This window comes from Streptomyces sp. NPDC037242 (assembly GCF_055604165.1).
The window spans coordinates 16,674-27,934 of the sequence record NZ_JBVJUY010000054.1 but is presented as its reverse complement, the minus strand read 5'-3'; the positions used below and the strand labels follow the sequence as shown (position 1 = coordinate 27,934).

Here is an 11,261-nt window from a genome sequence, read left to right as displayed (position 1 = left end):
CTGGACTACATGAACTCCCGCTACGGCAGCCCCGTCGGCGCCTGGAACTTCTGGCAGTCCCACCACTGGTACTGAGCCGACCAGCGGTAGAAGAGTGACGCAAGCGAAAGCGCCCGGCCGGGACATCCCGGCCGGGCGCTTTCGTTTGTCGGGTGAGCGGACGGAAGTGTCTGATTCATCGCGCGGTCACGCACGCCCCTCGTTCCGTTAACATGTTCGAGTTTGCGATGATCGCCTAAGAAGATGACACATCGGCTGAAAATTGATTCCTAAAATAGACCGCGCGGCCCTCCAGAAGGACGGCAAGCCCGGGTTCGCTGCGTGGCGTCAGCCACGCGTCATGCTGTGGGGTGCCGCCGGCGTCGTGGCCGCCGGCTTCCTCATCGCGCTGGAGATCGCCGCGCGCGGGTACGGCGCGCGGGGACCGATCGCCGCCCAGGCGCGAGAGGTGATCTTCGCCCCCCAGTCGGGGACGGTGCTCTATGCCGGCATGGCGCTGATGATGGTCGTGCTGACGTGGCGGCAGCGATTCATCGCGATCGGTGCCGCGATCGGTATCGACCTCGTCTTCTGGCTCGTGCGGTGGTCCGTCGGCGCCCAGATGATGTACGGCAACGGCGCGCTGCTGGTGACCCTGGCGTGCGCCGTTATCGCCATCACGCGCCGTACCGGCCGGGAGCGCGCCCTGCTGCTCAAGGGAGTGGGGCTGGCCCTGCTCCTCGTGGCAGGCCGCAAGACCGGTTACACGTGGCTGCTGATCACCTCGAAGACCCGGCCGACGGTCCTCGACCAGTACGTGGCGCAGGCCGATCACGCGCTCGGCAACCCGTCCTGGGTGGTCGGCCGGATCGTCGAGGCCAGCGGCCCGGTCGGCGCCCACGTCCTGGACTTCGTCTACATCCAGCTCGCGGTGGCCGCGGTCATCGTCACGCTGTACCAGCTCCGCAACGTCGCGGCCGAGCGCCGGTTCCCGGGCCACCACCTGGTGCGGACCTTCATCGTCATCGGCCTGATCGGGCCCGCCTTCTACATGATCTTCCCCGTGGTCGGGCCGATCTTCGCCTACGGCGCCGACGGCGGACAGTGGGCCGTGGCCGATCTGTGGCCCCACACGGCGCCGACGGTCGGCATCCCGCAGGCGATGCCCTTCGCCGAGTACCCCCCGCGCAACTGCATGCCCAGCCTGCACACCGCGTGGGCCACCGCGATCTTCATCCACTCCCGCAAGGGCCCGCGCGCCCTGCGCCTCCTGGGCGTGTTCTGGCTCATCGCCACGCTCGGCGCGACGCTCGGCTTCGGGTACCACTACGGTGCGGACATCGTCGCCGGTGTGGTGTTCACGATCACGATCGAAGCGGCCCTGCGCGCGATGGACCGCGGCTGGGACCGACAGGGCATCCTGCTGGTCGCCCATGGCACCGCGGTCTTCACCGCGCTCCTCGTGTCGTACCGGTACCTGTCGGTGGAGATGGCCGGACACCCGTGGGTGGCCGGTCCGCTCGTCATCGCGGCCTTGGGCTCGGTGATCTACGGCTACGTCCGGACCGCGCGGCGCTGGGACCAGCACCCGCAGGCGCCGGCGCGGGTGCCCGGACAGCGACAGGAACGGCAGCTCGAACGGATCTGAGCGCGACGTGACAGAGGGCAGGGTCCGGTTTCCCGAGAGGAACCGGACCCTGCCTCGTCACCGGGGGAGCGCGGCCAGGGCCGCGGTCACGGCGGCGGCGAGGGTCAGGACCGCGGCGAACGCGGTCGCCGCCCGGTAGATCGCGGCCGGGTACGTGGCCCCGTCCAGGCGGGCCAGCATGCCCGCTCCGGCAGCGGCCAGGATGGCCAGGACCAGGGCGAGGGTGGCGGCGAGCACAACGGTGGCGAGACCGGACATGACGACTCCCGAGGTGTTGGGGTTCGGGCTGATGAGTCGAAGATCCCGCTATCCGTGTTCGACGGGGTTCGCACGGTCAAGAACGAACACCGCCGAACACGGGTGATCGGACCGCCACCTTTCAGTGGGCTGCAGAGGTCAGGCGTCGAAACAGACCGCCACCTCGTTCGAGATGTCCACGAGGAACAACCAGGGCGGCTCGACGCAGCCCCCTGTCAGCCGCTCAAGGAGCCCTTGGAGCTCGAGGAAGGGAAGCGAGTCGATGTCGAAGTCGGCCAGGAACACCATCGCAGTGCTGTGAACGTGGTCGTACACGCTGTGCCGCTCCGGGTCGTCCCAGTACCGCAACTCGCTCAACACAGTGAGGTAGACCAGGATCAGAGTCGCTTCCCCTCCGTCCTCGTAGCCCTTGATGTGCTCCTTGAACGCGAAGCATTCATCCGCGCACCGCATGATCAGGGCGGGGAGTTCGGGGTCGCCGAGCTGCGCGGCACGGTGGACTTCCACGGTCCGGATCCTCAGCCCGATCAACGGGGAATCCAGCAGCTTGCCGTGGAGCGCCCGGAGCAGGCTGGTGGATCGCCGGTCCAGGTACTCGTAGGTGAACTTCTTCTCCCGGGCCTCCTGGAGCCCGCGGTGCTCAATCGCGTCCAATTCCTGCGGCCGGGTCACGTCCTCGGAGCGTGACCCGGCGGTCGGTGCGGCTGGTGCGGCTGGTGCGTGAGGACCCGTGCAGGCGAGGGTCCGAAGTCCGAGGAGTGGATCGGCCGGCGTCCGGAGGGCTTGCGCCAAGGACACGAGCGTCGCCTCGCTCGGCACCGTAGGTCCGTTGAGCGCCTGGCTCGTCGTAGTGCGCCCGAGGCGTGCCCGTACAGCCAGGCCCCCCATGCTGAGGCCCTGCTCCACGCGAAGGCGCCGCAGAAGGAGCTTCAGCCGCTCCAGGTCTCCGCCGACCGCTTGCTCCAGCCCCTGCTCAGGCCCCGGCCCCTGCTCCGGCAGCGTCACCGTCGATGGCGCTGTACCGGCCGGGTACGAATCTTTGTCCATGCGGCCAGACTGCACGATGCGAGCCGCGGCGGCCGGGCATCGTATCTTTTCGTCGTGGCGGACGGTCAGGTGCCGCCGGGAGGCGCTACGTCCACGAGGCGGATGGAGGAGAAGCACCACCGGAGCCACAGGGTGGATTCGATGTCCCAGTAGGGAGCGGCAGTCGGTCCGTCGCCGACGGCGAAGCTGAAGCCCTGGGCCGCAAGGATCGCGCGGAGGGTGACGTGCACTCCGGCGTAGTCCCGGGCGACCTCGTCCCAGTCGGGGAAGACGGCGCCGCTGTGCACGAGCGGATATCGCCCGACGAAGGATCCCACACGGTGCATCCCGCGCGCTGCACACCGTAATGAATCGGAGTGGCCCAGGCGCCCCCGGGTTGACCTCGGTCAGGAGAAGTGGCGGACGAAGATGTCGGACTTGCCGTTGGTGTCACCGGGCACGATGTCGTCGGCCGCGGACTGGAAGACCACGTCGCGCCCGCCGGCGCTGACCGCGTCGGGCCCGGCCGAGGCGGGCTGGGCCGAGACGATCTCGTCGGTACCCGTCTGCAGGTCGCGGAGCATGAGCGACGGACCGCTCGTGCCGTGCGGGGCGTACAGCAGGTAGCGGCCGGTGGGATCGATGGCCACGCCCCGTACGTTGGGCACCAGTTGAGCGGTACCCGACGCCATGTCGTGGACGTAGGTGTCGGAACCCGAGAGATGGACGACCTTGCTGCCGTCGTCGCTCAGCTGGACGAGCGACGCCGCCGTCGACGGGCCCTCGATCGGGCCGGCGACGGTGCCACCGATGCGGTCCCGCACGAAGACGTCTTGTGTCTCGCCGTCCTGGTAGGCGACGTAGCGACCGTCGCCGCTGATGGAAGGCCGGGACGGGAGGGTGTGGCCGAGGTTGGCGATCGTCTGAACGGTGCCGGTCTGCATGTCCTGGACCTCGATGCGCTGGCGGCTGAGGCCCGACTGGTTGATGAGGATGGACAGGGCGATGTAACGGCCGTCTGCGTTCAGTGACGGCTGGTTGCAGCTGTAGGCCGAGCAGTTGGCGGAGGCCGTTCTTCCCGTGGTCACCTCATCCAGGCGGACCCGCACGTTCCTCATCCACTGCATGGCGTAAGCGACGTACACCCCGTTTCCGCTGACCACGGGGGGCTGGAGAGGTGTCAGGTACCCGACCCGCTTGGTCTGCCCCGTCTGCTGGTCGCGGAGGTACGCCTTGTCCCCTGCCGACGGGGCGTCGGGCGTCAGGTTCGTCGCCGCGGACGAGAAGATGACGTGGAGGCCGGCGGGCGTGATCGAGGCGCCGTTGGAGTTGCCGTCGGCCTGGGTGCCGTCGGGCGCGACGCTGATCCTCTCGACACCGGTGGTGAGGCCACTCGCGGCGCCTGCCCCTGCGGCGGGCTCGACCGAGGCTGCTGCGGGCTCGGCCGAAGCGGCTGCGGGCAGCGCCGCGGTGAGCGCGCAGGTGGCGACCGCCGCGCTCAGGGCGGCCCGTACACGTCTGGTGGTGCTCCGGTTCGTGTTTCCCCTCATGGTTCCCCCCAGGAAGGACAAGGTCTCTGCTCCGGCTCCCTGCCGGAAGACCACGGGCATGCAACCGCGATGGCTCTGGGCGGTCAATGCGGCACATGCCCGAGACAGGCGCTTTCGGCCATGCCGGGAGTGGGGCGACCGAGGTCCCGTTTCCGTGGCTGCCCGGCCGTAATTCGCAGGCGCGCGGCAATGGCACGGATCTACCCTGCCCGTCATGATCAATTGGAAGAACGTCGAGGCCGCCGACTGTGCCGTGCCCGCCGGCCACCCCATGGAGGACCTCGTCCGCGAGCTGTCCGCCGCCCTCGCGGATCCCGATCCGCTGGTCCGGGACGGTGCGCCCTACACCGTCCTTGACACCTGGATAGCCCGCGGGACGATCGAGGCGTCCCGGCGGCTGGAGCTCGGGGACGAGATGGCCGGCCGGTTCGCCGACCCGCGGGTCGAGGCCCGCACCTTCGCGCCCCTCGTGCTCGACATGCTGCTGGCCGCCGGGGACTTCAAGGCCGGCTGGGTGGACGCGTTCGAGCGCTGGTATCCGGCGGAGCGGGACCTGCGCGGCCACGACGAGACCCTCGGCTGGCTCCACGCGGTGGCGCACGGCGCGGACCTGCTCGCGGGCTTCGGCCTCCACCCCCGGGTGGCGCCGGCGCGGATGCTGGACCTTGCTGCCGCGCGGCTGACGGCGCCCACCGACCACGTCTACGACCAGTTGGAGGACGACCGCCTGGCCCGGGCGATCGCCCGCGTCCTCACCCGTACCGACCTGAGCGAACGCGACGCCGTCGGCTGGCTCGATACGATCGCCGACCGCTTCGGCGCCGACCGCATCAGCACCCCGGTGCCCGCCCACATCAGCAACTGCCTGCGCACCCTGCGCCTGCTCCACATCCTCGCCGACCGAGGCGTGCGCCCCACCAGCGAACTGCCCGCAGAGCCCCTCCACCACCGCGACGCGGTCAAGTCCGCCATCGCCACCGTCCTCGACCGGATCGTCAAACGCTGACCGTCGGCGCCGGCACCCTCCTGGTTTGTGGCGCATGGGACGCCCGTGTCGGGGCAGGCGACGCTTGGGGGGCGGTTGGCCGCCTGTGGCTGCGACGTGTGTGAAGGAGCGAGATCATGATGATGACTCACCCCGCGGTGCTGGCGCGTCTGGTGGAGGAGTACGAGAAGGAGTCGCAGCTCCGGACCGCCGGCCCGCACGGACCGGTGCGGCAGCAGATGGAGGATGTGGTCTACACGCTGTGCGTATCGACCGGGACGCGTGACATAGACGCAGCGCTGGCCGCGGCGCGCGAGCACCTGGGTACCGCATGGCTCGGTGACGCGGATGACGCCGAGGCGGCGGCACGGGACGGTCGGACCTTGACCGGGGCCGCGGGGTAGTCCACGCGTGCCGTACCGGTCCCGGTTCGAGCCGGTACGGCGGCGAGGTGGGCCGGGAGGCTCAGGCGGCAGTGCCCAGAACAGCGTCGATCAACTGCTGCTGGTCCTCAGTGAGGTACGGATCCTGTAATTCGAGCACCTTGCTGTCGACGTGGACGACGTAGCGAAAGCCATCCGGTACGGGATGCCGCCCCACGGGGCCCTCCCCGCTGAGCGCGAGCTCGGCCAGCCGTTCCAGCTCGGGCCCGTCGGCGCGGCACTCCGTTTCGAGGGAAGCGGTCTGCTCCCCGCCCGCGAACCCGCCGGTGCGGGTGACGGTGATCAGCATGATGAGACCTCCTTGGAGAGAACACCGCCTGGCTGGCCGGTCGTTCGGCCGGAGCCCGGCCCGGAGGCGGTGCATGGCTGTGGTCAGCCCTCGCCTGCCCGCAAAAGCCGGGCACACGCTCTGCCCCGCGTACATCGGGCACAATGTCCGAAAGCGGCCCGGCCGCACCCGAGCGCAGCGAAAGGGTCCGGCCCGGCGGGCGTCAGCGCGCGGAAGACAGGCCGGAGCGCTCCAGTGCCCGTAGAGCGGCCTGCCGGTCTCCCGCCGCGTGGACGTCCGCGGCGTCGAGTACCGCTTCGAGGCCGGGGACGGTGAGGTGGTAGGCCTCGGCTGCGGCGAGCAGTTCGGACGCCTGCCCCCAGGACGGGCCCTGTTCCAGGCCCGCCAGCATGCGGACCGTCTCCTCGCGCACCACGAAGCGGCTCATGCCGCAGTCGAGGCCGTCGTCCTGCAACCCGTCCGGATAGGGCGCGCGAGCCCAGGTGCCGTCCTCGTACCAGTAGACGCAGCCCAGTTCCCAGCCTTCCAGGAGCCCTCGTAGCCGCTCGTACGGAAGCCAGTCCGGGCCTTGCGCCAGCATGTCGATCGCGGGCTCGTGCCACTTGACGCCGCTGGACTCGTCCTCGCCGTACAGCACGTAGCGCCCCTGCCCCATCGGTGCGAGGGTCCACCAGGTGCAGCCGCAGTCGTCGAGGCGCAGCCCCTGCGCGTCGATCCAGGTGCCGATGCGGTGGACGCCCTGCGTCTCCGCCTCCTCCGTGGCCTCCAGTACGGCGGCCAAGGCCCAGCGGGCCCACAGCAGTTCGGCCGCCGGAAGGTCCTCGGGCCGGCCCGGCCTCTCGATCGCCATGCAGCGTCGCTCCTTCGCTCCTCAGGGGATGTCTGCCCGTGATCGTAATCGGCCGTCGCCGTCGCCGTCGCCGTCGCCGTCGCAGCCGCGTAGCGTACGAACACCAGGACGGCCGCCCTCACCGGTGTGAGGGCGGCCGCCACAGGAAGCTGCCCGGCCAGGTGCCGGGCCGGTCAGACCGGTTACAGGTTCCAGGTCTGGGTCGCGAAGGCCGGGTCGGCGGCGTGGCTCCACTGCTGGGCCGCGGCGCCGTTGTCCTTGCTGGAGTTGCTGATCTCGAGCGTCTTGCCGCTGTTGACGTTCGTGATGTTCAGGCCGACGGTGCTGCCGGCCTGCGTGATGGTCCAGCGCTGGGTCGGTATGCCCAGGCAGGCCCACTGCTGGGCCCGAGCACCGTTGTCCTTGCTGGAGTTGACGATCTCCAGGCACTTGCCGCTGTTGGCGTTGACGATCTCGTAGACGCCGGCCGTGGTGGTCGCCCGGAACTCCCACTTGGCGCCGGGCTGGCTGCCGCAGGCCCACTGCTGGGCGTCGGCGCCGTTGTCCTTGCTGGAGTTCACGATCTCAAGGCACTTGTCGCTGTTGGCGTTGCGCAGGAGACCGGCGGCCGGCAGCGGGAGGGGGGACGGCCAGGCGTTGACGCCGAAGGCGATGGCGCCCTTGCCGTCGCCCTTGTAGAAGTTGAACCGCTGCTGGTCGCTCCACAGGCCGCCGAGGTCGTTCTTGCCGTCGCCGTTGAAGTCGCCGGACAGCACGACGGGCATGCCGTTCCAGGTCTTGTCCTGCCACATCGAGACGCCGTCGTCGAGACCGGCCGAGGCGTTGCCGTTGTAGCGCCGCAGGGCTCCGTCACTGGCGAGTCCGACGACGTCGTCACGGCCGTCGCCGTTGAAGTCCCCGGTGGCCACCTTCTGCATGCCCTGCCACGTGGTGTCGCGCCACATGTTGCGGTGCTGGCCGGTCATCAGGCCGTTGGTGCCGGTCGTGTACGAGTGCAGGGCGCCCTTGGTGCCCGTTCCCCAGACGGCGATCAGGCCGTCGCGGCCGGAGTTGTCCGCCTTGAACCGGGCCAGCTGGAGCATGCTGTTCCAGTTGGTCGTCTCGTCGATCCACATCGACTTGCCCGCGGCCAGGGTGCCGTCGGACTGCCCGGTGTAGAGGCGCAGGTTGCCGTTGCTCCACACGGAGGCGATGTCGGTGATGCCGTCGCCGTTGAAGTCGCCGCCGATGATCTTGGTGGCGGGGGCCCAGGTGCCGTCCGCCTTCCACATGGGGCGGCCGTACTCGAAGGTGCCGTCGGGCCGCCCGGCGAAGGTGTGCAGGTTGCCGTCGGTGGTGACGGCGGCGACGTCGGTGCGGCCGTCGCGGTTGAAGTCACCCGTCGCCATCACGTTGGTTACCTGGGGGACCAGGCTTGCCAGGCGCACCTCGGGGGTGGTCTTGCGGACCTGGTTGACCCAGCCGGCCACGTCGTCCACGCGGACGTCCAGGGCGCCGGTACGGGTCTCCGCCGGGTCGGTGCCGAGGCAGCCGCCCTGCCAGGAGTGGGAGTTGACGGCCGCCAGCTCCACGGCGCCGTCCTTCTGGCGTACGGCAGGACCGCCCGCGTCGCCCTTGCAGATCGACGCGCCGTCGACACCGTCCAGGCCGAGGGCGCCACCGTCGAGGGAGGTCACGGCGAAGACGCCCGAGTGCAGCTTCTGAGGCACCCATTCCGTCTTCGTCCGCCCGAACCCGAGCGACGTCAGCTGCTCGCCGACCGCCGGGGCGGTGGAGGCGACCTTGACCGGCTCGACGCCGACGACCCGCCAGGCGAGCTTGACCATCACCAGGTTGCGGTCGGCGTGCGGCACGAGCTCCACCGCTTCGACCACGGTGCCCGTGGGCTGCGTGAGGTCGGTGCGCCCCACGGTGACGGTCGTCTTCACGGCCGGCTTTCCGGCCGCGAGCGGCGCGGTGCCGTCACGGAAGCAGGACGCCGCGGTGATCACCCACTGGGCGTCGACCAGTGCGCCCGTGCAGGCGGACTTGTCGCCGACGTTGAGGTTGGCGGTGAAGGCATAGTTCCCGCTCGTCACGCCGCTGCCGTTGAGGGCTGCGGCGGGGCCGGCGGTGAGGAGTCCACCTGCCACCGCGGTGGTGAGCAGAGTGGCAGCCCACGCAGTGCGTGAACCGTTTGCTGACATGCTGTTCCTTTCGGTACGCGAAGGAGCTCAGCCCGGGTGCGTGTCCCACGGGCCGCTCGGCGCCGGCAGCACCCGCGCCACCGCCCGAAGGGCGTTGCGCCAAAGCCATTCAGGAGAGCGGTTGAACCCTCCGCGTATCGGCAATTGAAGATGTGAATGATTGGCGCAAGATATCCCGCCTGCCTGTCGGTTCGTCAACTCGGGCCTCTGTGAGCACGGACACGGGCGCTGAAGTGGGGAGACCCGCACGGATGGAGTCGCGAATTCCGCATCATGTGCGGTAGGACTTCCTCGGCTAGAGGGGGCCGGGTGCGTCGCATCGAGCAATCCGGAGGGAAGTTGATGCAAAATCAACTACGGTTGAACTCAATGGGATCCCGGGCTATGATCTTGAGTCAGGGACACGCCAACCTCATCCGGCATCCTTGCTCCGCTGCGCCCGGCCGGGTTGAGAGCAGTGGCCTCTTTGCTCAAGGGAACAATCCTCGACCGGTCCTCACTCCTCCGCGCAGAGCGCCTGGTCGATGAGTCGATCGGTGCGCCCGTCGCGGTCCTCCATCGCGAGGTTCGTCGACCGCATTACGATCGCGCCCCGCTTGCCCTTCCCGGTGAAGCCGTTGGTGTTCAGATGGCCCAGGGTGGTTCCGCCGTGGCCCCAGTAGCCGCCGCCGCAGCTCAGCTCGCGCCAGAAGATCCCGAGCCCTGCCCGCTCGGTCACCCCCGACGCTCCGGTGGAAACGGGGACCGTGCGCTGCATCTCCGACAGCTGCTCGCGCTTCAGCAACCCCCCGCCGAGCAGCCCCTGCCAGAAGCGCGCCAGATCGTTCGAGGTGGTGATGAGGTCTCCGGCCGACCTGCCCCAGGACATGTTCACCTCGGTGCTCTCGACCAGTGCCCCGGCGGGCTTGAACTGCATGTAGGCCTTGGCGTGCGGCTCGGGCAGGCCGAGGTCGCGACCCTGGGAGAAGGTGTGCCGCAGGCGGAGCGGCTCGATGATCCGGTCGTGGACCTCCTCGCTCCACGGCCGTCCCGTCACCTTGTCGATGATCATGCCGACGAGGATGTAGCCGGTGTTGGAGTAGGAGAACTTGCCGCCGGGCTCGGAGACCGGCCGGTCCTTCAGGCCCATGGCGACCAGCTCGCGCGGCGAGTACTGATCGAAGCGGTGCTCCCGGAACTGCTCCTCGCCAGAGATGACGGGCAGATGAGGTGCGTAGTCGGGCAGCCCGCTCGTGTGCTGGAGCAGCTGCCGGACGGTGATCTTCCGGCCGTCGTTGCCGTTGCCCCGCACCAGGCCCGGCAGGTGCTTCTCGACCTTGTCGTCCAGTCGTATCCGGCCCTCACCCACGAGTTGGAGCACCACGGTGGCGACGAAGGTCTTGGTGTTGCTGCCCATCCGGAAGTAGCCCTGCTCCGGCATCGGCCGGTCGGTGCCGCGCTCGGCGGTTCCACTGCTCAGGGTGGTCCGCTGCTTCCCGTTCACCAGTGTGGCCTGGGCGCCGACCACGCCTTCGATACGGACGATCTCGTCCAGTGCCTTCTGGGTGCCGACCCGCGCGGAATCACCGGCCGGGCTCGGCGACTGGAGCTGGGGCTGGGCCCAGGCCGCCGCGCCCGGAGCCGCCAGGGTTGTCGCCAGGACGGCGACCGCCAGGGCGCCCAGAGCGACGCTCCGGCGCGGGGCGCCGGAGCGGGAGCGGGCGGCGGAAGCGAAGGTGCGTATGCGCGTCACGGTGAAGGCCTCACGTCGATGTGTACGATCCGGGGCACACAACGACCAGGTGTCCGGCGGGAGATGCCCCACCGGAGCCGCGCCCCGAGATCATTCAGTCACGACGGGCCGACCCGGCCCATGGTGCCTACACCCATGCCGGGCGTGCCGATAACGCCACCGCCGGGGTGGGGTGAACCCCAGGTGGCCGGCAGTCCCGGCTCACCGTCACCAGACCGCGATCCCACCGCCCTCGGCTCTGGCCCGCAGCGCAGCGGCAACGATGTTGTCGAAGCGCTTGGCCTCTAGTCGGCGTCGTAACCGCCTTGTCCGGCA

General features: G+C 69.7%; 11 protein-coding genes and 2 pseudogenes. 4 read left to right on the top strand and 9 right to left on the bottom strand.

What is annotated here, in order from left to right:
• Positions 1 to 75 (top strand): annotated as a pseudogene (locus ACZ7GJ_RS37145) (lytic transglycosylase domain-containing protein); the annotation flags it as partial.
• Positions 76 to 340: 265 nt separating this feature from the next.
• A complete protein-coding gene (locus ACZ7GJ_RS37140; protein ID WP_470758270.1) occupies positions 341 to 1,627 on the top strand; it encodes a phosphatase PAP2 family protein in 1,287 nt (428 codons plus the stop codon).
• 57 nt (positions 1,628 to 1,684) lie between these two features.
• Here ACZ7GJ_RS37140 and ACZ7GJ_RS37135 read toward each other — a convergent pair whose 3' ends face one another.
• From ACZ7GJ_RS37135 to ACZ7GJ_RS37115, 5 genes and pseudogenes are all read right to left on the bottom strand, one after another.
• Positions 1,685 to 1,885 (bottom strand): hypothetical protein, encoded by a 201-nt coding sequence (locus tag ACZ7GJ_RS37135; RefSeq protein ID WP_470758269.1) that lies wholly within the window; start codon positions 1,883 to 1,885, stop codon positions 1,685 to 1,687.
• Positions 1,886 to 2,023: 138 nt separating this feature from the next.
• A complete protein-coding gene (locus ACZ7GJ_RS37130; RefSeq protein ID WP_470758274.1) occupies positions 2,024 to 2,557 on the bottom strand; it encodes a hypothetical protein in 534 nt (177 codons plus the stop codon).
• Between the two features lie 102 nt (positions 2,558 to 2,659).
• Positions 2,660 to 2,932 (bottom strand): annotated as a pseudogene (locus ACZ7GJ_RS37125) (helix-turn-helix domain-containing protein); the annotation flags it as partial.
• Positions 2,933 to 2,997: 65 nt separating this feature from the next.
• Entirely contained in the window at positions 2,998 to 3,258 is a 261-nt protein-coding gene (locus tag ACZ7GJ_RS37120) for a hypothetical protein (protein WP_470758268.1), read from the bottom strand.
• 60 nt (positions 3,259 to 3,318) lie between these two features.
• On the bottom strand, positions 3,319 to 4,461 hold the full coding sequence (locus ACZ7GJ_RS37115) for a hypothetical protein (RefSeq protein WP_470758267.1): 1,143 nt from the start codon (positions 4,459 to 4,461) through the stop codon (positions 3,319 to 3,321).
• A 214-nt stretch (positions 4,462 to 4,675) separates the two neighbouring features.
• Between ACZ7GJ_RS37115 and ACZ7GJ_RS37110 the strand changes: the two genes are divergently transcribed.
• Both ACZ7GJ_RS37110 and ACZ7GJ_RS37105 read left to right on the top strand, forming a co-directional pair.
• Complete coding sequence (locus tag ACZ7GJ_RS37110; RefSeq protein WP_470758266.1) at positions 4,676 to 5,467, top strand: DUF2785 domain-containing protein; 792 nt, start codon at positions 4,676 to 4,678, stop codon at positions 5,465 to 5,467.
• A 116-nt stretch (positions 5,468 to 5,583) separates the two neighbouring features.
• The gene (locus tag ACZ7GJ_RS37105) at positions 5,584 to 5,850 is read left to right on the top strand and encodes a DUF5133 domain-containing protein (RefSeq protein WP_470758265.1); all 267 of its coding nucleotides are present in this window, start codon (positions 5,584 to 5,586) and stop codon (positions 5,848 to 5,850) included.
• 61 nt (positions 5,851 to 5,911) lie between these two features.
• On the opposite strand, the gene ACZ7GJ_RS37100 is transcribed toward ACZ7GJ_RS37105, so the two are convergent.
• The 4 genes from ACZ7GJ_RS37100 to ACZ7GJ_RS37085 form a co-directional block, all read right to left on the bottom strand.
• Entirely contained in the window at positions 5,912 to 6,178 is a 267-nt protein-coding gene (locus tag ACZ7GJ_RS37100; protein ID WP_470758264.1) for a protealysin inhibitor emfourin, read from the bottom strand.
• 202 nt (positions 6,179 to 6,380) lie between these two features.
• Positions 6,381 to 7,028: a hypothetical protein gene (locus tag ACZ7GJ_RS37095; protein WP_470758263.1), complete on the bottom strand. Its 648-nt coding sequence runs from the start codon at positions 7,026 to 7,028 to the stop codon at positions 6,381 to 6,383.
• A 182-nt stretch (positions 7,029 to 7,210) separates the two neighbouring features.
• Positions 7,211 to 9,160: an RICIN domain-containing protein gene (locus ACZ7GJ_RS37090; protein WP_470758262.1), complete on the bottom strand. Its 1,950-nt coding sequence runs from the start codon at positions 9,158 to 9,160 to the stop codon at positions 7,211 to 7,213.
• Positions 9,161 to 9,710: 550 nt separating this feature from the next.
• Complete coding sequence (locus tag ACZ7GJ_RS37085; RefSeq protein ID WP_470758261.1) at positions 9,711 to 10,946, bottom strand: serine hydrolase domain-containing protein; 1,236 nt, start codon at positions 10,944 to 10,946, stop codon at positions 9,711 to 9,713.
• Between the last annotated feature and the right edge of the window lie 315 nt (positions 10,947 to 11,261).

Bases quoted from the DNA above. Each gene is read 5' to 3' on its own strand.
- ACZ7GJ_RS37105 (WP_470758265.1), top strand. From the start codon at position 5,584: ATGATGATGACTCACCCCGCGGTGCTGGCGCGTCTGGTGGAGGAGTAC.
- ACZ7GJ_RS37120 (WP_470758268.1), bottom strand. From the start codon at position 3,258: ATGCACCGTGTGGGATCCTTCGTCGGGCGATATCCGCTCGTGCACAGC.
- ACZ7GJ_RS37095 (WP_470758263.1), bottom strand. From the start codon at position 7,028: ATGGCGATCGAGAGGCCGGGCCGGCCCGAGGACCTTCCGGCGGCCGAA.
- ACZ7GJ_RS37110 (WP_470758266.1), top strand. From the start codon at position 4,676: ATGATCAATTGGAAGAACGTCGAGGCCGCCGACTGTGCCGTGCCCGCC.
- ACZ7GJ_RS37135 (WP_470758269.1), bottom strand. From the start codon at position 1,885: ATGTCCGGTCTCGCCACCGTTGTGCTCGCCGCCACCCTCGCCCTGGTC.
- ACZ7GJ_RS37115 (WP_470758267.1), bottom strand. From the start codon at position 4,461: ATGAGGGGAAACACGAACCGGAGCACCACCAGACGTGTACGGGCCGCC.
- ACZ7GJ_RS37100 (WP_470758264.1), bottom strand. From the start codon at position 6,178: ATGCTGATCACCGTCACCCGCACCGGCGGGTTCGCGGGCGGGGAGCAG.
- ACZ7GJ_RS37140 (WP_470758270.1), top strand. From the start codon at position 341: ATGCTGTGGGGTGCCGCCGGCGTCGTGGCCGCCGGCTTCCTCATCGCG.